General features: G+C 68.0%; 15 protein-coding genes and 1 pseudogene. 6 read left to right on the forward strand and 10 right to left on the reverse strand.

Going from position 1 to position 21911, the window contains the following annotated elements; all coding sequences use genetic code 11:
- Window positions 1–284: 284 nt before the first annotated feature.
- The 4 genes and pseudogenes from H4687_RS48470 to H4687_RS13580 form a co-directional block, all read right to left on the reverse strand.
- Window positions 285–965 (reverse strand): annotated as a pseudogene (locus tag H4687_RS48470) (DEAD/DEAH box helicase); the annotation flags it as partial.
- A gap of 125 nt (window positions 966–1090) precedes the next feature.
- On the reverse strand, window positions 1091–6574 hold the full coding sequence (locus H4687_RS13570) for a hypothetical protein (RefSeq protein ID WP_046913965.1): 5484 nt from the start codon (window positions 6572–6574) through the stop codon (window positions 1091–1093).
- Window positions 6571–9744 carry a DEAD/DEAH box helicase gene (locus H4687_RS13575; RefSeq protein WP_046913964.1) on the reverse strand — a complete coding sequence of 1058 codons (3174 nt, stop codon included), beginning with the start codon at window positions 9742–9744 and terminating at the stop codon, window positions 6571–6573. Before H4687_RS13575 ends, H4687_RS13570 begins: the two co-directional genes overlap by 4 nt.
- 105 nt (window positions 9745–9849) lie before the next feature.
- Entirely contained in the window at window positions 9850–11052 is a 1203-nt protein-coding gene (locus H4687_RS13580; RefSeq protein WP_046913963.1) for a serine/threonine-protein kinase, read from the reverse strand.
- Between the two features lie 370 nt (window positions 11053–11422).
- Between H4687_RS13580 and H4687_RS13585 the strand changes: the two genes are divergently transcribed.
- The gene (locus H4687_RS13585; protein ID WP_046913962.1) at window positions 11423–12367 is read left to right on the forward strand and encodes a DUF5655 domain-containing protein; all 945 of its coding nucleotides are present in this window, start codon (window positions 11423–11425) and stop codon (window positions 12365–12367) included.
- Window positions 12368–12415: 48 nt separating this feature from the next.
- Here the strand turns inward: H4687_RS13585 and H4687_RS13590 are convergent, their stop codons facing one another.
- From H4687_RS13590 to H4687_RS13610, 5 genes are all read right to left on the reverse strand, one after another.
- Window positions 12416–13570 (reverse strand): hypothetical protein, encoded by a 1155-nt coding sequence (locus H4687_RS13590; RefSeq protein WP_046913961.1) that lies wholly within the window; start codon window positions 13568–13570, stop codon window positions 12416–12418.
- Between the two features lie 296 nt (window positions 13571–13866).
- Window positions 13867–15348, reverse strand: coding sequence for a ThiF family adenylyltransferase (locus tag H4687_RS13595; RefSeq protein WP_046913960.1), 1482 nt, complete (start codon window positions 15346–15348; stop codon window positions 13867–13869).
- Window positions 15338–15838: an MPN domain-containing protein gene (locus H4687_RS13600; protein ID WP_046913959.1), complete on the reverse strand. Its 501-nt coding sequence runs from the start codon at window positions 15836–15838 to the stop codon at window positions 15338–15340. Before H4687_RS13600 ends, H4687_RS13595 begins: the two co-directional genes overlap by 11 nt.
- Entirely contained in the window at window positions 15835–16278 is a 444-nt protein-coding gene (locus H4687_RS13605) for a hypothetical protein (RefSeq protein WP_046913958.1), read from the reverse strand. The genes H4687_RS13600 and H4687_RS13605 overlap by 4 nt, the downstream gene beginning before the upstream one ends.
- Before the next feature lie 16 nt (window positions 16279–16294).
- The gene (locus H4687_RS13610; protein ID WP_046913957.1) at window positions 16295–16558 is read right to left on the reverse strand and encodes a hypothetical protein; all 264 of its coding nucleotides are present in this window, start codon (window positions 16556–16558) and stop codon (window positions 16295–16297) included.
- A 137-nt stretch (window positions 16559–16695) separates the two neighbouring features.
- Here H4687_RS13610 and H4687_RS13615 point away from each other — a divergent pair, with 137 nt between their 5' ends.
- A complete protein-coding gene (locus H4687_RS13615) occupies window positions 16696–17229 on the forward strand; it encodes a helix-turn-helix domain-containing protein (protein ID WP_199813394.1) in 534 nt (177 codons plus the stop codon).
- On the forward strand, window positions 17226–17777 hold the full coding sequence (locus H4687_RS13620) for an ImmA/IrrE family metallo-endopeptidase (protein WP_046913955.1): 552 nt from the start codon (window positions 17226–17228) through the stop codon (window positions 17775–17777). Before H4687_RS13615 ends, H4687_RS13620 begins: the two co-directional genes overlap by 4 nt.
- 555 nt (window positions 17778–18332) lie before the next feature.
- Here H4687_RS13620 and H4687_RS13625 read toward each other — a convergent pair.
- The gene (locus tag H4687_RS13625) at window positions 18333–19091 is read right to left on the reverse strand and encodes a DNA-methyltransferase (RefSeq protein WP_046913954.1); all 759 of its coding nucleotides are present in this window, start codon (window positions 19089–19091) and stop codon (window positions 18333–18335) included.
- 578 nt (window positions 19092–19669) lie between these two features.
- Between H4687_RS13625 and H4687_RS13630 the strand changes: the two genes are divergently transcribed.
- The 3 genes from H4687_RS13630 to H4687_RS13640 all read left to right on the forward strand — a co-directional run bounded on the left by H4687_RS13630 (window position 19670) and on the right by H4687_RS13640 (window position 21894).
- Complete coding sequence (locus H4687_RS13630; RefSeq protein ID WP_046913953.1) at window positions 19670–20815, forward strand: C40 family peptidase; 1146 nt, start codon at window positions 19670–19672, stop codon at window positions 20813–20815.
- Window positions 20816–20896: 81 nt separating this feature from the next.
- Window positions 20897–21205, forward strand: coding sequence for a DUF6112 family protein (locus H4687_RS13635; protein WP_046913952.1), 309 nt, complete (start codon window positions 20897–20899; stop codon window positions 21203–21205).
- Window positions 21205–21894, forward strand: a complete 690-nt coding sequence (locus H4687_RS13640) for a hypothetical protein (protein ID WP_046913951.1) — start codon at window positions 21205–21207, stop codon at window positions 21892–21894. The genes H4687_RS13635 and H4687_RS13640 overlap by 1 nt, the downstream gene beginning before the upstream one ends.
- Window positions 21895–21911: the final 17 nt, after the last annotated feature.

Below are 21911 nucleotides of genomic sequence, written 5' to 3' on the forward strand. Positions count from 1 at the left end.
ACCGGGTCGATGATCCGGCTTCCGGTGACGGCCTCGGCGAGGTCCGCGAGTTCTTCGGGGCCGGACGCCGGATCCGGCAGGGCGGTGAGGGTCTCAGGGGGCGTGGCCTGGCCGGGGAGGAATCGCGCGTCCGGGATCGACTCGTCCTCGCCCAGGATGAACTCGTCGACCGTCAGCCGGTCCTCACCGACGATCGCGTCCTCGGTGAACTCCGCGCCGAAGACGTTGGTGGCCACGGAGAGGAGTTGGCGTACCCCGTCCTCATCAGTGCCGGAGGCGAGGGTCGCGGAGGTGGCGACGGGGGTGATCGAGCCCAGCGGCATGCCAGGCCGGTTGGCATCGACGGCGATGGCAAGACGGCGCAGCAGCATGGCGACGTCGGTGCCCTGCGCGCCGTCGTAGGTGTGGAACTCGTCGACAACCACGTAGCGGATGTCGCTGCCGTCCCACAGCGGTGCGTCGGCAGCCCGCTGGAGCAGCAGGTCGAGCATCTTGTAGTTGGTGATCAAGATGTCCGGCGGGGACAGCTGCATGTCCTGGCGGCGGGTGTAGACCCGGTCGTAGTGCGTCGCCGCCTTCTCCCCGATGTACAGGCCGGCGCGGACACCGCTCAACTCGTCGTAATCGGTGAGCAGATCGTTGATCCGGGCCGCCTGGTCGGTGGCCAGCGCGTTCATCGGGTAGAGGAAGACCGCCTTGACCCCGTTGTTCCCGGCCGCGCGTTCGCGCGCGCAGTGATCGAGCACGGGGTACAGGAACGACTCGGTCTTGCCGGAACCTGTGCCTGTGGTGACGAGGGTGGGCTGGGGTGTGTGGCCGTCCTTGGAGGTGAGCCGGGCGAAGGCGCGGGCCTGGTGGGCGTACGGCGTCCAGCCGTCAGTACGGACCCAATCCAGGTGCTGCTGCCAGCCGTCGTTCGCCGGGGTGAAGGGCGTACGCAGGCGGAGGTACGGTCCGCGGAACATGCCCGTCGTCTCGTCCCCGAGGAAGGCGTTCAGGGCCTTTCGAGCGCCCTCGTCCGCGAGGCCGTACGTCGTGGACAGGTACTGGAGCAGGCTCTCCTTGAGTCCCTGTGCTTCGAGGGTCGGCCTCACGGGGTCGGGACCTCCATTTTCTCCAGGTCCCACAGACCCTTGGCTACGGCTTCGTCGAGGCGCTGCTTGAAGTAGGCGTGGGCCCGGCGCATTTCGCGTTCGCGGTTCGCCTTGTAGAAGGGGGCGGTGTAGCCGTCGGGAGGTGTGGCGTCAGGGAGTGTGGCGTCGGGGTCGGCCGGGAGCACACCTTCGGGAGAAGGTTCACCGACCGCCTCGCGGTAGGCCTCGAACTGGGTCCAGGTCTCCTTGGTCTGACGTTGGCCGATGGTTCGGGCATTACTCGCCAGCTTCCACCCCTCGGCGTCGAACCAACTTGCCGCCTCGTACTTCTGAAGCACGGGGAATCGCCCCTTGTACGCGGCGATCAGGGCGTCCGCATCCATACCGAGCCAGACGGCGACCAAGGCGTCGATCTCGACGAGTGCGGCGCGACGGGCGTACTCGGTACGGAGGGGGGTATCCCGCTGCCAGGTCGGGGTCACGGAGTGAAGTTCCGTGTTCATGCCTGGCCAGTTGATGGCCCAGGGTTCGTACGCCGACCAGGTGGGGTCGTAGAGGTCCTGCCAGAGATCGGCGTAAGCGGAGGTGAGGCAGTTGAGGCGGAGGGTACGGAGGAGGAGAGCGGGGGCGAGGGGGTGAGCCGGTGCGGGTGCAGGAAGGGCACCCGCACGACCGACGTCGAGATGGCCCGTGCCCGTGATGCGTAGGAGGTAGTCGATCGGCACGGAGGACCACAGTCCCGAAGTGAGCACAGACAGGTGGTTGTTACGCAAGGCTGCGCTGCGAACCACGTTGGTGTGAGCGGTACCCGGGGGGACCACAGCGGGGTAGAGACTCCGCTCCGTGTTAGGAGCGATCATTTCTCGCCAAGCCACCCGATAGAACGCGGTATACCGTCGCCGCGCCCGTCCAACAAGTAGCGCGTCAACGCTTTTCGGATCGGCATCCTGGGGAGCGTTTCCCATCGCCTCGGCCACCTGAGCCCGCGCACGGGCCACAGCCTTGTCACTCACCCGAAGGCGTTCGAGCGCATGGTGGTCGATCCAGCGATCCTGAGCCTTGAGGTACTCCTGCGCACGGCCCGGCACCCTCACGTACTCCGTGTCCGGTACGAAGTCCGAAGGCAGCGAGACCAGGTCGGCGCCGAAGGGCGCGTTGGAGTTGGCGTCATGCCGCTTGAACACCGGTGTGGCAACACTGATTTGCGTGCCCTTGAGGATCACGTGGCGCCACCGGTCGGGTTCGTACGGCTCGCCCGTCTTCGGGTCCGGCCGGTTGTAGTCGATCAGGCGATCCTTCTTGGCCCCGCTCTCGTGGTAGCCGGGCGTAATCTGCGGCTTGAAAGCTGAGAGGCGCAGTGGATAGTTCGCCAGGGCCTCAATAGCGGACGCCTCGGCCGTGCTCACGGGAAACAACAGGCGCGCCTCCTCCACCGGACCCGTGTCACCGAACAGCCGCTGCCAGACCGTGAGCAGCTCCCTGTTGACGCGCACCACACGCGTCCGGTGCGGGCGCTCGTCGAACTCCCCGTTCTGATAGCGGATTCCCGGGGCCTCTCCCGAACCGTCATGGTTCGCCGACAAGCGCAGGGCATCGGCGGAGACCAGCCAGGAGAGGTGGTCGAAGTTGATCTCCTGAGGATGACCGTAGACATTCACACCGAAGTGAGTGGAGTGGCCCACGGGAAGAGGGAAGAACCGTTGCCCGGCGTTCACGAAATCCCCGTGGATCCGCAGCCTCCGATACGCCGCCCCCCGCAGCGCACCTTCCTTGTCCCCGGTGAAGTGTGTGTCCGAGTGCAGGAATCCGGTAGTGCCCCGCACAGACGCGTGGTCCCACACCTGGCACATGAAGGCCCGGTAGAGATCGGGCTGGGTTCCTCCCAACAACGGATACACCTGCGGCGCCCCGTAGAACGCGACCTGTCCGGCGTTGTCCGTGATCTCGCCCAGCACATAGGTGGCCGCGGCCGGCGCCTTCAGCAGGTCGTCCCGGCGCTCCGCCTTCACCGACGTGGAGACCCGCTCTTCCAGCTCGAACCACGGCTCGCGTTCCGCCAGCACCAGGGACTCGTTCCAGCGCGGCCGCACCCACGGCGGGTTCCCCACCTGAAGGTCAAAGCCTCCAGCCTCACTGGCGAACACGCCCGCGAAGTCCAACTCCCAGTGCAGGAAACCCTGTTCCTTCGCGATGTCGCGCACGGCACGCATCCACGGATAGCGGCTCTCGACCGCCTTTCGGGCATCGTCCATGTCCATCTCGGGCTGGGTCTGGATCAGGTCCTCAAGCTGCTTCAGCTTCTCAAGGGACTCGACGGACGACACGATGGTGCCCTGCTTCACGTCCTTGGTGCCGAGCATGGACTCGAGAAAGTCGAGCCAGTCATCGAGGGCGGCCAGCGGCACGATGTCGCGGCGTCGGGTCGGCCCCCCGCGCTTCTTCGCCCCGGCCTCGGTCACTCGCGTCTTCGTGATCTCCCGCTTCTCGACAAGGTCGCCGTCGCCTGAATCGTCACCGAAGGACAGCTGGTCACCTTCGAGGGCGAACAGCAGCCCGTTCTCGACGAAACGCGGTACGGGTTCGGGCTCCTCCTGTGACGTCCCGACCTCGCCGACGACTCCCGCCGACAACAGAGCGTCCATCGACACGATCGGCGCGGTCTCGTACTCCGCGTCCGTGCCATCCAGCAGCCCGACCTTGTCCAGCGGCCAGAACCACAGCGCGCACCATGCGTCCATGATCTGCTTGAGGCGCCAGTACGGCGACCCCTCCGCCTCGAACAGGTCCTTGAAGACCTGTTCCTTGGTCAGCGGCAGGTCGTTGTCTCCGGCGCTCTCCTTGTCACGGCGCAGGAACGCGTATTCCTCCGCGTCCTCCTCCCGGCCCGTGCCCCACACGTCGATGGTGCGGGCGATCTCGCGCTCGCTCAGTTCCATACGCTTGGCGACGAGCTGCCACAGGAACTCGACTCTTCTGGCCGCAGCCTGAAGTCGGGCCAGCTGGCTGTTCTTGCCGCCCGTCGTCCTGGGTTTGGCCTTGATGCTGTTCTTCCACGCCTTCAGCTGCTCGACCTGCGGCCCTGCAAGCTGCTCGGCAAGTTTCTTGGCGTCACCGCTCGCCCCCGCGACCGCACCCCAGCCTGGCGTCGGCAGCAGGAACTGGTGCACAGCGCCGTCCGGCAGCGGCTGCTCCACGCCGCTGCCCTTGTCCCGGAACGGCAACTTCGTCGGCGTCTGTGTGCCGATGGTCCGCTCTTTCTTGATGCGCTCGGCCTCGTATACCCAACGGCGCGCTCCGATCAGGGAGTTACCGCGTCGCAGATGCAGCCCGAACCATGGTGCCCGCATGCCGGGGTGCATGGTGTTGAGCCACAGTGACACCTCCGCCAGCTCCACGCCCGTCGCGTTGAGATCAATCCCGTACGCGTTGTGGAGGGCGATGTACGCCTTCACCTTCTGCTTGGCGTCGAGCGTCTTCGACGTGTCCAGAGAGACGCCGAGTTCTGCCTGGCGGCGCTTGAGGTACTCCTCCGCGACCTGGTTGATCGCTTCGTTGAGGAACGCGCCCGACCCCAGGGCTGGTTCGCAGATCGTGTAGCGCAGCAGCTCGCTCGCCCGCGTCTGGTCGGTGATGCGGTGCTTGAGTGCCAGCTCGACCGTCACCTTGGTGAGCGACTCCGGCGTGTAGTACGACGCCGACGTCTCCCTGTCCCGCCCCGCCAGGCGGTACACGAACGTACCTTCAGGGTATTTCTTCGGGCCGCGCAGGCCGTACTGTTCGGCGTCCTGAGACGAGTACACGACGTGCGTGTTCTCCGGGTAGGCCCGCAGCCGGTCGGCGGGGATGAGCCAGGAGCCCTTCTCGGGGTCGCCGTACTGCTTGTCGCCCTTCTTCGCGCCGGGCTTGGCGACCTCGGCAAGTTCCTCATCGGCGATGATGCCGGTGTAGGACATCAGCCCCTCGTAGACGGCGCCGAGCTGGTTGATACCAAGGTTGCGGTAGGAGATGAAGCCGCCCTGTCGGCCCTTCTGACCGGCCTCTTTCATGGTCAGCAGACGCAGCACCTGGTGCAGGGCCTCGTTGCGCAGCCGCAGGTCCAGCCAGCGCGGCTGCTCGTCGCCGTCCTCGTCCCAGTGGGGGTGGAGGAGGCGCCGGCCGATGAGATTGATCGCCTTCGGGTCGAACAGCTCGCTGCGCAGCGCCTCGAAGCGCAGGCCGCGGCCCTCGCTGCGTTCGTCGACCGGCTTGTGGTCGTCGGCTTCGGTGCCGTGCGGGCGGTGACCGTAGTTGACCTTGTTGAAGAGAACGTCGAGTGAGGAGTAGAGGTGGAGTCCGATGCGGCTGTCCTCATCGACCAGCTTCCGCTCCCGTGCGACCAGTTCACGCAGCCGGGCGATCGAGTACCCGGTCTGGTACGTCGAGTCGTCGGCGGGGAGGATGCCCAGCTCGGGGCGGGCCTCCGCGTAGAGGAGGAAGAGGATGCGGTAGAGATAGCGCAGCGATTCGCGGGTGAGTTGCTTGGCGAACGGGCCCTTCTTGAGGTCCTCAATCTCCCGCGGCTCGACCTCCGCCTCGCGCAGGCGGGCGAGCACCTCGTTCGCGATGATCTCGACCGAGTGCTGGAGTCCCTTGCGCAGCTCGGAGTTGACACCGACGGCGTTGTCACGGGAGGCCTTGAGCAAGTCGTCGAGGCGTCGGCCCTTGCCGTCGGGGCGGGGCGCGAGCATGTCATGGGAGAAGAGGACGGCGAGGAGGGCGAGTTCGCCGGCCTTCGCCGTGTCATTGCGGGCGAGGGCCGCGTCCAGGCTGGCGGCGAGATAGCGGCCTTCAGCCCAGGCTCCCCGGTCGGCGAGGATGAGCACGCCGCCGCAGAGCAGCAGGATAAAGCGGGGCGCGTCGCCGCCCGGCTCGTGCAGTTCGCTCTGGAAGAGCCAGCCCGCCAGCTTCTCGCCGACTTCGAGGAGGCCGTCGGCGGTCTTGAGGGGGTGGAGGAGCTGTCCGGCCTCATCGGGGTCGAGGGCGTCGTCGAGCTTGGCGGTCCAGCCGCAGTCGACGGCGAGGATGCCGTCTCCGTGCCAGGCGACCTGGAGTTCGTACTCCTTGCCCGCGTTGTGCACAGTGATCGGCTCGGGCCGGTCACCGCCGTAACCGAGGGCCTTGAGGACGGCGGTGTGCCAGGTGGTGAGGTGCTCGGCCCACTCGCCCGTGGGGTCGTCGTAGGTGCTGCCGAGTTCTTCCTGCTGGGCGCGGGAGGCCAGGAAGGGCCGCACGGTGGCCAGGTACTCACCTCGGAGCCGAGGGAGGAGTTCGCGCGGGGTGGGCTGCGGGTCGTGAGGGTCGGTCTCGCGGCTGGTCCACAGGGTGAACAGGCCCTCGTCGCCCGCCTTGCTCTTCTTGAGGGTGTTCTCCAGCTCCTCGCTGAAGTAGTGGGCCGAGAGATACTCGCCGCGGTTGGCGAAGGAGTCGTAGGTGTAGCTCATCGTGCGGACTCCTCGGCGTGTGCGGTGGAAATAGTGGTGGGGTGGAGGGGTTCGAGGACGGCGAGGACCCGCAGCATCGGGTCGCCGTCGGTCCGCAGACGGCGTACGAGGGCGCGGCGGCGCTTGGCGGTGTCGTACACCTGCTTGCGGCGACGCTCCTGGTTGCCGACGGCGATCAGGGCACCCTGCTCCCAGACCTGCACCCGGTCCTCGTACGGCGCCAGGTAGGAGTCGACCTGCTTGTCGTAGTCGGCGCGGCGCTCGCGCAGGTGGGTCTCGGCCGCATCGACGGCCGCGGGGACGAGTTCCTGGAGGAGGTCGCGGTCGACGGGCTGGGCGCGGCCGGGCATGTCAGGGCCCACGCCGCAAGCGGCGAGGAACGCCGAGTCCATGCGCCACACGCGAGGAGTGGCCTCGGCGAGGCCGGTGACGGCCATCCACTCCACGACCGTCGGCTTGCCCGCCTCGTTGGAGTAAACGCCCTGGAGGAGATAAACCGGGCCGGTCAGGGCCGAAGGCAGAGCAGCGTCGATCCGTTCGGCCTTGGCGGTGTCCGGCTGGTAGGCGAGGACGAACGCCTCGTCGTACTTGAGCTTGGCGAGGACCTTGTCCGTCACCCAGTCGAGCACGGGGTGGATGTCGGAGACGTAGGAGACATTGGGCCACTGGGACGTGGGCTCGTCGGTCTTGCCCTGCCTGGCGTTGCGGGCTGCTTCCAGCCGGTCGGCGGCGTACTGCTTGTCGAAGGTGATGCGCAGCGTGCCGTCGTACTTGGGCGTCGTGAGGATCTTCTCCTGCTCCAGATACGACTTCGGCAGCTCCCGGAAGCGGTACTGCAGGTCGTCGGGCGGGGTGAACTCGATGCGGCCGCCGGCCGTCTCGGGCTTCCAGTCGAGGGCCTCGCGCTCAGCCTGGGGGTAGATGAGGTCCACGGCGGTGTGGAAGTACGCCTTGGTGTCGGCGAAGACGTGGGGTACGTCGGCTTCGGGCACGGCAGCCGTGCCGAGGGTGGCCGGAGCGGCCGTCGGGTCGGCGAGCCGGGCGTTGGCACCGGCGAGGAGCCCCGCGAGGACGCCGCCGGACTCCTGCTGGGACTGCTTAATGGAGCGTTCGACGGTGCCGCCCTTGATGAGGTCGCGGGTGAGGCGGTCCTCTTCCTTCTTGTCGTTGTAGAGACCGGTGACAGCCTCGGCGCTGCCCTCGCCGGTCTCGATCTCGTGCGCCTGGGCCTCGCGGCGCAGCAGACGGGTGCCGACGAGCCGGTCGTCGAGCGTGAGCATCTCGCCTGTCTCCTCGTTGCGCCGCCAGGGCACGTCGGCGGTGAGGGTGAGAGCACGGAACTCGGGGCTGACCGCCTGCCCGTAACGGTCGATACGTCCGTTGCGCTGTTCGATACGGATGAGGGACCAGGGCAGGTCGTAGTGGATGAGGTCGTGGCACTGGTGGTGCAGGTTGACGCCCTCGGAGGCGATGTCACCGGTGAACAGCAGCCGCACCGGCTCCTCGCGCCGGCCGAAGCGGTCGACGATCTCCCGCTGTTGCTGGTCGTTAGTGGTGTCGCCGTGCATGACCTCGACGGCGCCGTCGTACGCCTTCCAGGGACGCATCTTGTCCGGCTTGGCCAGGTTCTTCTTCTTGAAACCAAGCCGGGCCGGGACCTCCTGGGCCAGCCAGTCCAGGGTGTGGACCCGCTCGGAGAAGATCACGACGCGGCGCTCGGATTGCGGGCCGACGCCGAGGTCGTCCTTCAGCGTGCGGACCAGTGCGTCGAGCTTGGCGGAGTCCTGGTCGGTGAAGTCCGCGACCAGCGCCTCCAGCTCCGCGAGGGCCTTGCTCTCGGCGGCGAGAGCGGCGCGGCGCTCGGGGGTGTCCGGCGCGGTCTTGGCCTTGCCCTTCGCCGTGACGCTCTTCGGGTTGTCCAGGTAGGCACGCCGGTTGGCCAGGGATTCACGCAGGGCAACGTGGGAGGAGAGGAACGCCTTAAGGAAGTTGTAGCCGACCAGGGGATCGGCGCAGACCGACGAACGGTTCGGGTCGCCCGGCGTCCATTCGTTCGCAAGCTTCTCCAGGACGGCTACCTCCCTCCGAGTCGCCGGAGCCGGCACCGGCAGGGAGTCGCCGCGTTCGGCCCAGGGCTTGTCCTTGAGGCCGTCGCGTACCTCGCGGTCGGACTTGGTACGCCTGATGTAGAGGTGGTCGAGGTCGGCGACCTTGTAGTTCTTGGGGTCGGCGATCGCCGCCGGGTCGAGCATCCGGATCAGCTCGGCGAACGATTCGGCGTCGCCGTTGTGCGGAGTGGCGGAGGCCAGGATCAGCGCATCGGTCTGCTCGGCGAGACGGCGGGCGAGGAGGTTGTTGCGGGTGCCCTTGTTCACGAGGTTGTGCGACTCGTCGATGACCACCGCGTCCCAGGTGATGTTCTCCAGGTGATGGGCATACGTCGCCGACTTGAGGGTGTCGACGGAGACGATGACGCGCTTGAAGTGGGCGAACGGGTTCCGGCCCGCCGGGATCTCCTGCTGAATGCGCTGGATGCCGGTGGAGTCCAGGCGCACCAGCGGCAGAGCGAAGCGGGTCCACAGCTCGCGCTGGAACTGCTCCAGCACATGGGCAGGCGTGACTACGAGAATGCGCTCGCCGCGCCCGCGCCGGATCAGCTCCGAGAGCGTGACGCCGATCTCCAGCGTCTTGCCCAGCCCGACCACGTCAGCGATCAGCAGCCGGGGTTGCGGGTTACGCATGGACAGCGCCAGCTCGGCGGGGCGCAGCTGGTGCTCCTGCCGGTCCATGAGGAAGGAGTCGGCGAGCGCGATGCCGTGCTCGGTCTGGGGCAGCGCGGTCTTGCGGATCACCGCCTCCAGGTACAGGCGGGCCTTGGCGTGCCTGGAGGTCTCGTCGGGCACGAGCCTGGTCTTGCGAGGATCGAGTACGTCGATCTGGTCAAGGCCGGAGTAGAACACCGCGTCCGTGCCCCGGACGAACGAGGACACCCCGCTGACCTCGACCATCAGTCCGTCGCGGGACTCGTCGACGGACTTCACGAGCCACTGCTCGTGGCGGATGCGCACCTGGGCGCCAGGCGCGAAGGTCGGCTTCGCACCGGCCGGATACGCCGACGCCGCATCGGCGTCGCACGCCTCAGGAACCTCGGGCTGCATCGCCGTAGTCACGTGGTGCTCCTCTTGGACTGTGTACTCGTGATGTGCGGTGTGCTGCTGCCCACCCTTTGTATCGCCCCGAACGGGCCCCGTCGGCGAAAGGTAGGGAAGAGCGGTTCAGCGCTTCGACCAGGCGAGCGCCGGGCCCATCGCGTAGCGCTTCCGCAGCTCGTCGGCGACCCGCCGGGAAGCGGGCGGACGGCCCTTCTTCGGCGCGGGTTCGGCCGGGCGTCCGCTGGGGGATTCCTGCACGGACACGAGCGAGCTTTCGACGTCGCTCTGGACATCGCCCTGGGCCGGAGCGTCTGGGCTGGATTCACCATCGGACGGCAAGGCGGGGACGCTATCCGCCGGGGCCGCCGACTCCTCGCGCAGCTGCCTCTCCAGCGAGTCGAGCCGGTCCAGCATGGGCGTATCAGGCTGAGGCAGCATCATCGTGGGATGGTTCCTTGACGTCGTCTCCTGGATCAGAGCGCGCCGTGCCCGGGCCGGACTCGTGCCCAGCAGACGCATCAAATCGGCACACTGCCGGGTCACCTCCTCCAGGGAGGGGCGGTCCTCCGCCTTGTGCGCCAGCATGGCCGACACGACGGGCGTCAGTTCGGCGGGCAGCCCGGACAGGTCAGGGCCGATCTCGGCGTTGACAACCTGCGCGGCCACCGCCTCCCACCGGGCACCGTCGTACGGATAGTGCCCAGTCGCCGCGTACAGAAGCACCGTGCCCAGCCCGTACACATCAGCCGCCTGAGTCACCTCCAGCTCACCCAGAGCCTGCTCAGGCGGCATGCAACGCACGGTGCCGATGACCACGCCGGCCTGCGTGAGCGACCCCTTGGACGCCCCGACGAAAGCGCCCAGACCGAAGTCGATGATCACCGGACCGAAGTCACCGAGGACGACGTTCTGCGCCTTCAGGTCACGGTGCACCAGCCCCGCGGCGTGCACAGCGGCAAGCCCCTCGGCCAACAGCGCGCCAAGACTCGCCACGAGTGGCGTGGACAGCAGGCCTTGATCCTTCACAACATCGGAGAGCGGGCGGCCGGGAACGTAGTCCATGGCCAGCCAGGGCTGCTCAGCGAACGGGTCTGCCTCAATGAAACGGGCCACACGACCCGTACCAGAGATCGTGCGCGCCATCGCCGCCTCGCGTTCGAATCGGGCGCGCGTATGCGGATCCGTGCGGTCGGGCCGGATCACCTTCACGGCGACCGGTTCACCCGCGACCGAGTAGGCGAGGTATACCTCCCCCATCCCGCCCGCGCCGAGCCGCCGCTCGACGAGGTACGACCCGATACGCGACGGTATAGACGCGCCGCTCACCGCACACCCCCTGACTCCCGCAGCGAAAGCACACCCTCGCTCGGGGCATGCCCCCGCTCCGCCGTAGAAGAAGCGAAGCACCAGGGGCATGGACACCGACGAAGACCGCTACAGCCTACTGATCTGCATCCCGCAGGAGAAAGTGATCACATCGGACTGGGACCAGCTCCCAGGATCTAGTCCGAAAGCTGGCCACGGCTGCAGAAAATGTCGCCCCGCTCCGTCCATGTTGCGTCGCAGCGCCAACAGACGGCGGGTGTCTGTCCTGAGAACAGGTCCGGCGGACGAAGCAGCTCAATACCCGCCCGGAATAGTCACGTGCCCGATTTCCATTGCTTCTCCTGTAGAGATCTCGCAGAGGGGGACGCCGGTGACCGACCTGAAGCTGTTCCGGCTGGATGCCGACGGCCAGGACGTCGAGCTGCGTGGCTCCACGGTGACGCTGGAGGTGGAGCTGCAGCGGCGGGTCGAGGCAGGCATGGAGGCCATGCTCGGCATCCGCTTCCTGGCGTCGGAGTACCCGACGGGGCCTTGGCACCGGGGCCGGATCGACTCGCTCGGCTTGGACGAGAACGGCACACCTGCGCTGATCGAGTACAAGAAAGGCGCCGACAGCGGTGTCCTGTCGCAGGCGGTCTCCTACCTGTCGTGGTTGGATTCCGCGCGTCACGAATTCGAGGCACTGGTCAAGGAGAAGCTAGGCTCCGAGGCCGCCGAGTCGATCGACTGGCGGAACCCTCGGATGGTCTGTATCGCCGCTGGCTTCTCGCACCACGACCGAGTCGCGGTGCACCGTCTGCGCGAGCGGGTCGACCTGGTGCGCTACCGCGTCTTCGAGGGTGGGCTGCTGAGCCTGCTGCTGATCGAGTCCACTCCCGGATCCACGAGACCGGTCTCGGATCGTCGCCAGAGCCGCGAGCGGGAGGTCACGGCTGGTGCCGCCGGCGGAGGCGGGAGGACATCCGCTCAGGCAACTGCCACCGCGGGTGCGGTTCCTGGCTGCCTGCAGGACCTGTACGCCGAGCTGGACGAGGCCCTCACCGCCTGGGGCGAGGTCGAGGTGGCTCAGCTTCGGCACTACATCGCCTACCGCCGGATGGTGAACGTCGCCTCCGTCATCTTCCGTCCGAAGCACGAGGCGATCCTGGTCTACCTCAAGGTCGACCCGGACACGGTCAAGCTCGAGGAGGGCTTCTCGCGTGACATGCGCGGTATCGGCCACCTCGGGACCGGCGACCTGGAGGTCCGTATCGCTTCGGCAGCCGACCTGGAGAAGGCGGGACCGCTGATCCAGCGGGCGTTCGAGGCAGCCTGACCTTCGAGGTGGGAACCGTGATGGCCGCTGCGGCGGGACGTTGCTATTTCACACCTCAAGGAGCTCTTCCTCAAGCTGCGCCCAACTCGGCCAGGTGCCACCGGTCTCGCGGACGACGGTGAGGAGTCGGCCCTCCAAGTGGACATCCGCCCGTTTCCCCGCCAACTCGATGCCCTCGGGACGTCGGCGGGCACGGCGCTGCCCTGATGGGTACTCGGCCAGGATGCCGATCAGGACGTCGTGACGGGCGGTGCCCAGTTCGTCGGCTGGTGCCCAGGAACCTCGTACAGGTACGCCTGCGAAACTTCCGACAGTCGGGCCGGCCGTCCGGTAGAGCGTATCGAGGACGCCCTCCACTCTCTCGTCCGTGCGGTCCCTGATGGCTACCACGTTGGTACGCGTCCTTCCGCGCCGTGGGACCGAGAGTCGCCCGTCCATACCATCATCCAGCTCGGATCTCCGCACCCGACGCGGCGGCTCAATCCACCAATCTGGCTCGTACTCCTCCTGGATCGCTCCGAGTTGCAGGCCGTCACCGCCCCACCAACCGGCTTTGGGGATGAAGATGTCAACTCCCACGCCGGTCGCGCCGATCCATACCCAGCTCATGAAGTATGGGTGATCCTTCAAGTCGGCCGACCAGGCGGCGAGTTGAAGGAGCCGCTCCTTTTGGTTCGAATCTGGGCTCTTTGGGAACAGCGTTTTCGCCTCGCGATGACGTCCACGCGCCTCTCCGGCGACGGGCCCGTTCGGCAGGTGGAACAGAAGGTCCGGCCTGACGCCGAATGTCCCGTACTTGGTCTGCAACGGGCCGGGCGGGAGGACATCGAAGCTATGGAGAGTGTCACGCCCAGGCTTCCAGGAGAACAACTTCTCACTCCCGGCTGTCATCACCCCGAGCCCAGCGCACTCGCTGATGAACCGTCGGACGTGCAGCGATGTAGCCAGCAGAGACGAGTAGTCGACCTGAAGAGCCAGACCGCTTGGGGCGGCGAGATAGCTGGTCAGCAACCGGGCCTCGTGCACACGGATGCGGTAGTCGACGACTCGCCGGAAGTCGCAGGCCAACGCGTTGATGTGAACCAGACGAGCGAGATGGACAGGTAGGGCCATCCCCCCAAGCTTCCTCGCGTGAACGCTGGGATCACCGCCCGCCCCCGGAACGATCTCGAACTGCCAGACCCTGGCGCGCACGGTGTTCATGTCGGCAGCTTACGGAGCCGCACCGACAACCGCCCAACACGGCGACGCGTCCCAGTGCGCCGGGTTCCTGGCAGTCCTTCACCGAGCGTCGACGGCTGGTGACGCGGGATGGGTGTCCGTGTGAGGTCTTGGATAGTTGGTGCTGAGTGGCGGCGCCAGGCAGATAGCCTGCTGACCTGAGGATTCTTTAGGTCAGCCCTTGCGGAACGCGTAAGGGACGGCGCTCCGGCAGTGGCCGTTTTAACTGTTCCGCACCACCCTGCGCTCCGCTCCCTGCCGCCACCTCCAGCCGGGCGTCACCGGCGGGTGCGTCGGGCTTCTCGGATGAGGTTGATGAGAGCAGCGTCCTTCTGGCACCCGCACCCGGGGGTGGGGAGCCGGTGGTCGATCATCTGGTCGGGCCGGGGGCCGAAGCGGGTGTCGTACTCGATGCGTCGTGGAGGTCCGCTGACCAGGCCCGTGCTGCGTGCGATCCAGGCGCCGACGACCAGGCAGGCGGCCTGCTGGGCCACGAACGCGGCCGAAGGACGGAACCCGTCGTCCGTTCTACCGGCCAGCTCAGCCGAGTTGATCAGTCCGCACACCGGCCGTCCGAGGAACTTCCCGACGAGCTCCCGCTGTTGATTGTCCAGGCGTTCCAGGTCCCGTTCGGTCAGCGGCTCCTGCCCGCGGGCGATTCGGGATAGCGGGAGCCCGGTCAGTTCATGCAGTCGTTGCTCCGCGCTCTTCCCGGTGTGGTTGGCCTTGAAGTAGCAGCGCAGGCAGGGGCCGGTGGGCAGTGCCTCGTGCAGGGCGACAGTGGTGCCGACCGGGCCGCCGGTGCTGCCGTCCAGGGTGAGATCGACCTGCAGCCGCTGCAGGTCGTGCCGGGCCTCGACGCTGTCCAGTCCGCCGAGGACGATTCGGGGCCACGGCAGGGTGCCCGCATCGACGGCCTCGATGGAAGCCTGGATCGTCCCGTGGAACGGGGTCACCTCGATCCGCCGTAGGCGTGCGTCGATCAACCGCACCTTCGGCAGGCCCGCAGCCGCGTCGGCCAGGGTACCGATGCTGTACGAGGTGACGTTCGGTTTCTCGAAGACCTCCCTGTCCACCACCGTCAACTCGCCGGAGACCTGCAGCAGGTCAAGGACCAGGGCGATGCCGGTGCCGATCGCACCGCCCCCGCCCAGCAGCACCCGATCCAGCGCGGGCAGCGGGGCGACGACGATCCCGGGTTGCTCACCGGGGAGGACGGGGCAGAAGTCCACCACCGGGGTCACCTGGAACTTCCGCTCCGGCAGCCCGGCAACGACCTTGAACGCCTCGCCGGCCAGCATCGCCGCAGTGAGGACCACGCCCAGCCCGGTGCCGGGCGCGTTGAGCCGAGGGAAAGGATGACCGGTGTGCCGCAGACGGACCCCGTGCCCGTCCGGCGCACCGGCCACCGCAGTACCCAGCGGTGGTGCGGTTCCCACATGCAGATGCAGCGGCGCCCTGCTCTGGGCCTCGCCGATGCGAAGCGGCCGGTCCGGATCGATCCCGGCCGCCGTTTCCACCAGCCTGCGGATGAGTTCGTCGTCGAGCCGTCCCGGTCCGCGGCCGGGGTCCAGACTCAGCCGGACCGGCCACCGGCGCAGGTCCGCCACCAGTACTTCTAGAGTCTCGGCGGCCGCGGGCAGGTGCGCGTCCCCGGTCAGGTGGATGAGGATGCCCTCCATCCGCTCCCGCAGGGTGGTGTCTTCCACGCCGGCGGCCAGGCCGCCCAGGCGTACGCTGCGGCTGTAGTCAGTACTCACGGACACCCTCCTCGTCGAACACCACCGTGCGCACCAGGGACAGCGCCGGGTCGACAACCGGAGCGGTGCAGGGCACCCAGTCCTGCTCGAAACGCCACCACCCCCACGACGCCGGGTCGGCGGGCGGCGCCGCGTAGGTCGGGACGACAGCGCTGACGAACCCCGGCACCCGCAACGAGTACGCGCGGTCGGTCCGCGACAGGAAAGCCTCCTCGGGGTGCGAGTGGATCATCGCCCGCACCCGGTAGGACCGTTCCTCGGCGAAGGTGAACAGCCGGTCGTACGCGACCGCGCTCACCGTGAACAGCCCCGGACCCCGCACGATCCCCGTCGTCCCGGCCACCGCCACGACCAGCACCTGCATGTCCGACCGCCCGGTCAGCAGCAGCGCGCCGGTTTCCTGGTCGGCCAGCCCGTGGCACCGAATCTCCTGGAGCACCGGGTCGACCGCGCCGGCCGGCAGCACCAGCTTTCTCGTGTCGGCGGTCATCCGGCACGCCTCCCGTCAACGCGATCGATGTCGTCCTGCACGTTCTCCACCACGTAAAGGAAGGGATTGCCGGTGCTCCGCCAGGAGTGCGGCCCGCTGCTCCACTCGGCGTGGAGCCTCTGGCCTTCGGCGGTGAACGGCTTACACACGTCGTTCGAGCCGTAGCGGTAGCCATCCGCTCCCGGCCAGGCACTGGGCGCTCCGACTCCGGAGACGCCGATCGACTCGACGAAGACAAGGGAGGGCGGCCGGTCCGGGTAGACCGTCCACTCGATCCGGGCGATGAACGCTGCGCGCTCACCGTTGTTCGGTTGCACCTCGGCCCAGTACAAGCCGTCGGGGTCCTGGTCGCGGTGGTGGAGGCGGCCGGCGGTCGAGGAGAGGAACTCCTCGACCGCCGGGACGTCGCCCGCCAGCCGCAGACGGCTCTCGAGATCCACGACTGACTCCCCGGCTCTAGCCGTTGGTGGTCTCGGTGCGCAGCTTCAGGTGCAGGGCCTTGGCGTGCCCGGCCAGCTCGCCCACCGTTGCCTCGGGCGGGACCTCGTGCCCGTTGTGGAACAGGTAGTAGCGGGTGGTGCCGTCGCTGGTGAAGCCGAAGGCGGTGAGGCTGTCGGACAGAACGCTCGTGGCGGTTACCTGCGGGTCGTAGTGGTGCTGGTACGGGTGCTCGGCGAGGGCGGAGGTCACCGTGATCTTGATCTCGTGGGGCTGGGGCATACCGATCTCCTAAGGCGTTCGGGGGTGGTACAGGGACACCCTGCTGATTCAGCAAAGCGTCAGTGAGTCCAGTGTGATCACCTCGTACCGATGCAGTCAAGCTTCATCGCCGTATCGCTGCGCGCTACGCTGCCCGCATGAGCCCCGACCGGAGCCAGCTCCCCCTCCCGGATCCCGAAATGACCGGACCGGACGCTGTCGAGCAGTTCGACATCGCCGAACTCGGACGCCTGCTGAAGGAACACCGCGGCCCTCTTTCTCTCCGGCAGGCCGCCGCCGAAGCGGGCGTCAGCTTCAGCACGCTCACCCGGGTCGAAGCCGGCGCTCAGCCCGACCTCGCCACCTTCACTCGCCTCTGCGCCTGGCTCGGCGTCTCCCCGAGCCGCTTCTTCACCCCGACCGCCACCCGCCAGGTGTCGCCCCTCGACCAGGCCATCACCCACCTCCACGCAGACCCTCGGCTCACCGACGACGCGGCGAACAAGATCAGCTCTGTTCTGCGCGACCTCTACGACGCCCTCGCGAAGGAGGCGGTCCCCGCCGTACCCGCCCTCGCCTGCCACCTCCGGGCTGCCCCGGTGCTGCGTCCTGGCGTCCCCCAGCGGCTCGCCGACCTACTCACCGACATGAACACCGAGCTCGAACGACTCGTCGAAGCAGGCGAACTGTGACCCTCCCCCGAGGCTTCAAGGCCAACGCCGAACGAGAAGCCCTCCGACTGCGCCGCGAACTCGACCTCAGCGACACCGATGCCCTGAACGTCGACGACCTCGCCGCCCACCTCAAGGTCAAGATCGTCAGCGCCGAGAAGCTCGTCAGCCGCACCCGCCTCGAAGAACTCGAACGAGTCCAGGCGTACGCTTTCTCCGCCGCGACCTTTCAGGTCTCCGGCAGGAACATCGTCGTCACTAACCCGCTCCGAACCCCGGGCCGCAGGGCCAGCGACGTGGCCCACGAGCTCTCCCACCTCGTCCTGAAGCATGACCTCACCGAGATCCGCGAAGTCAATGGCATGCCCTTCAGGACCTGCCGCCCCGACGAGGAAGAACAAGCCACTGCCTTTGGCGGAACACTCATGCTTCCCCGCCCCCTACTGCTCGGCGCAGTCCGCCGTCAGTGGGGGCCGGCGCAGATCGCCGAGCACTACGGAGTAACCGAGGAAATGGCCCGGTACCGGTACAACACCACTGGGGTGGCCAAACAGGTCCGAGGCCGCTGACGGCGCCGGAGACAGGCGATGTCGGTCTGCCTCTTACCGCCGGGACGTGGAGCGGGAGCGGGCAAGTACTTCGGTTGGCGGGCTCTGTGGCGTATGCCGGGCTGCCGCCAGCGATGAACAACGCGCGTACGAGCGGTGTGACGGTACGTCAACGCTCAGCGGGCGCCAGGCGGTCCCATCGGGCAGCTGCTCAAGGAGGATCGTTCTGCTGACGTGCGACAGCAGAACGATCAGCAACGTCCGACCTACTCCCGTGGGAGCGATGCTCATGCGTTCACCGTTGCCCGCGGGGCCAGCCCCGGCACCGTGGAGGCAGCGGTGCGGGCGGTGCGCTGAGTGTCAGAGCGGATGCTCAAGCGACGGGAAGGACTCCTTGCTGACCTGCAGCGATCTGCTGAGCGCTTCCAGATCGGGGCCAAGCGTTTCAGATCAGGTCCACGAACCCTCGCTCACCTGCGGCGATGGGGTTCTCTCAAAGCCCCGGTGACGCGTGTTTCACGTGCCACCAGCCGCTCGCTCTGTATCTGCGGGCCAGCCGTTCTCCGTTCCTATTCTTTATTCCTCTGGCCCCGCCAAGACGAAGTCCTCACGAGTGAGGTGCTGTTGCATTGCCTGCAACAGTCGCTCATTGGCGACGTCGGCGTAGTGCGAGGAGAGCTCGACCCCCACGAACTGCCGGCCCTCGCGGAGGGCGGCAACGCCCGTTGAGCCGCTGCCGGTGAAGGGATCGAGGACGGTGCCGCCTTCGGGGCAGATCTGCACGAGCTGCTGCATGATCTCGACCGGCTTCTGGGTGATGTGGACACGGTCCTTGCGGGGTTGGGAGGCGATGAAGTGGCCAGGCAGGTAGAGGTCCCGGTCCTTTTCGAGGCTGCCCTTGACGCCCCAGACGATGAACTCGGCCGACTGCTTGAACCCGCCCTTGCGGGGCCGGCTGGCGGGCTTGATCCAGGGGATCGTTCCGCTCCAGGTCCAGCCCGCCATCTGCAGGGCGTCGGACGTGGTGGGCTCCTGGCGCCAGTCGGAGAAGACCATGGCGACGGAGTGCTCGGTGGCGGCCCGGTACGCCTCGGTGAGCAGTGCGGTCAGCCAGCTTCGATAGCTCCGCTGGTCCCGGTTCTCGCCGGGGAAGTTCTGCAGGTCGTGCGCCGATCCGGCCGTGACGTACTTGGCGCGGGCGGTGCGGCCGGTGCGGTCCGAGCTGGTGCGTCCGCCGGAGTTGTACGGGGGGTCGGTGATGACGGCGTTGACGCTCTCGTCCGGGAGGGTCTTCAGCACGGTGAGGGCGTCGCCTCGGTGCAGCGTGTAGCTCATGTGCGGGGCCTCTTTCAGGGCACGACGGGACTGGGCCCGCCCCGGACGGCGGTCAACGGCGGCCGTTCGGAGCGGGATTGCGCCGGAGGTTAGCGGCGATTTCCGGCCGCGCCCAACGAGCCGGTGCCGTGGTTCGGCCCAGGCTCGGCGGTCGTTTGGTGCGGCCGGAATCCCGGTCTACTGTCTCGCCGTGTCACCGAGGCGGAGTCCGACTCCACCCCTGCTGACCTGTGCTGATCCGTGTTTCCGCGTCCAAAAACGCGGCCCGGAGGGCACGTTGACTCTCCGTTCCCGAAGCCGTGAGGAGACCCGGTGCACCGCCTGAGATTACGAGCGCGGCTGGCTGCCGCGCATGACCTGAGACCGACGTCCGGGAGTTAGCAACTCCCCTGACCCGGGCCCGCCCTGAGAGGCGGATTCACATCGGCGCGGTGTCGACGGCTCTGCACGAGAAGTCGGCACCGCGCCTCCTACGAACCGCGAGGAGTCGCTGCGATGCAGCACGCCCTGATACGCCCACGCCCTGACCCAGCTCCGCTGCCCGGCCGGGTTCTCCGCCCCGGCGAACGGCGGCGGCGATGAAGAAGACCACCGGAGCGGTCGTCGGTCTCTTCGCCTCCGGTCCGCTCCTGCTGGCCGTTCCGGTCCTCGCCGTCGGGGCCGGGACTGCTACGGCCTCCTGCTCGACCGGCGGCCCACAGGCTGTGGATACCTCGGCCGTTGCCGCTCAGGTGCAGGCGATCCTGGACGGCGGCAGCAAGGGCACGGTCTCCGTGCCGGGCCTGGGAGACCCGGCCGAGCAGATCCCCAACGCCAAGACCATCCAGGCCACCGGCGTCGCGATGAACATCCCGGCCCGGGGCCAGATCGTGGCCCTGGCGACCGCCCTGCAGGAGAGCGGCCTGCGAAACCTCACCTACGGCGACCGCGACTCACTGGGCTTGTTCCAGCAGCGACCGTCGCAGGGCTGGGGCACCGCGAACGAGATCCTCGACCCGGTGCACGCCTCGACGAAGTTCTACGAGGCGTTGGAAAAGGTCTCGGGCTGGCAGTCCCTGTCCATCACCCAGGCAGCCCAGGCGGTGCAGAGGTCCGGCTTCCCGGAGGCCTACGCGAAGTGGGAGCCCTTGGCCACCGCCTTGCAGCAGGCGATCGAGCCGCTGCTGTCGAAGGCCGGCGGCACGTCACCGAGCCCTTCGCCCTCCGGCTCGGACAGCACGGCCAGTGCCGCGTCGAGTACCGCAGGCGGCTGTACGGCCGGCGGGGACGGCACCGACTTCGGAACCATCCCGCCCGGCGCGGTGCCGACCGGATACAAGATCCCGGCAGACGCTCCGCCCAAGGTCCAGACGGCGATCCGCTGGGCGCTCGGCCAGCTCGGCACCCCGTACCAGTGGGGCGGCAGCTGCACCGACTCCCACGGGAGCGACCCCATGGGCCGCTGCGACTGCTCCTCCCTGATGCAGCAGGCGTACAGGGCCGCCGGGGTCACCCTCACGCGGACGACGTACACGCAGGTCAAGGAGGGCAAGCCGGTATCGGTCGACGCTCTCCGGCCCGGTGACCTCGTCTTCACCGAAGGGACCGCCGAAGTCCCGGAACACGTCGGGATCGTCGTCGGCCAGGGCCTGATCGTGCACGCCCCGCGCACCGGCGACGTGGTCCGCCTCACGACCCTCGCGTCATGGAAGCCGCAGATTCTCGCGGCCCGCCGAGTCGTCTGACCGGCGCTTCTCCCCCTCCTGCACTGGCGCTTCGCCCCCTCGGGCTTTGGCGTGCACTAAATCGAACTGGAGTTCACAACTATGTACCTCGTCGACAAGGTCGTCCAGCTCGCCTACGACCCCGGGATCAAGCCGAACGAGGGCGGGCTGCCGGGTCTGTCGGTCCTCAAGCAGGTGATGGGCTCGATCAACCTCTTCGGGATCATCGCCGTGGTCGGAGCGCTCGCCGTCAGTGCGGGCGTGTGGGCCTGGGGCCACCACTCCGGCGGCCACCAGGCCGAGGCCAACGGCAAGAAGGGCGTGCTGGTCAGCGCCGGCGCGGCCCTCCTGTTGGGTGCCGCGAACGGCGTGGTGGCGTTCTTCAGCACGCTGGGTAGCCAGGTCCGCTGATGTCTTCCCGCTCCACGAACCCCGGCGGCGCTTCTCGCGTGCGCCGCCGGGCGCTGCTCGGCACCGCTGTCCTGATGGTGCTCGTCGCCCTCGCCGGCCTGGCCGCCTACCTCACCCGCGACGGCAGGACCTCCTCCAAGGCTCCCGCACCACAGGTGAGTTCGGCTTCCCCCTCCTCCCCGACCGCTTCTGCTTCCGCTTCGTCACGACCGCACGGCAGCCGCGGCGAACTCCCCGTTCCCCCGTCCACGCACGACCCGATCGCCTACGGCAAGGCGGCAGCCGTGGCGCTGTGGTCGTACGACACCCGCGCCTACTCCCAGCGCGAGCTGCTGGCCGCCCTGCGCGGGTGGCTGACCAGCGAGAAGAAGTACGCCGACACCGCCTCGGTCGACGCGCTCGTCCCCTCGCGCGCGCTGTGGAAGGAGATGGCCGCCAACGGCCAGTTCGCCACCGCCAAGGTGAACGAGGCGCACTTCCCCGACTCGTTCACCCAGGCCCTGCAGGCGGACCCCGGGGCGATCACCGCCGCGTACATCTACGCCGTGACGGTCTCCGGCAAACAGTCGATCGCTTGGAAAGGCTCGCCGCACGGCGGCGCCGAGAACCGCGTCACCACCCTCGCGGTCCAGTGCCGCCCCTCCCAGCCCTGCGCCCTGGCCGGTGTCCTGTCGGCCGTCGCTCCCTAACCCCCAACCCAGAAAGG

The sequence above is a fragment of the Streptomyces stelliscabiei genome, from assembly GCF_014873495.1.
Classification (GTDB): domain Bacteria; phylum Actinomycetota; class Actinomycetes; order Streptomycetales; family Streptomycetaceae; genus Streptomyces; species Streptomyces bottropensis.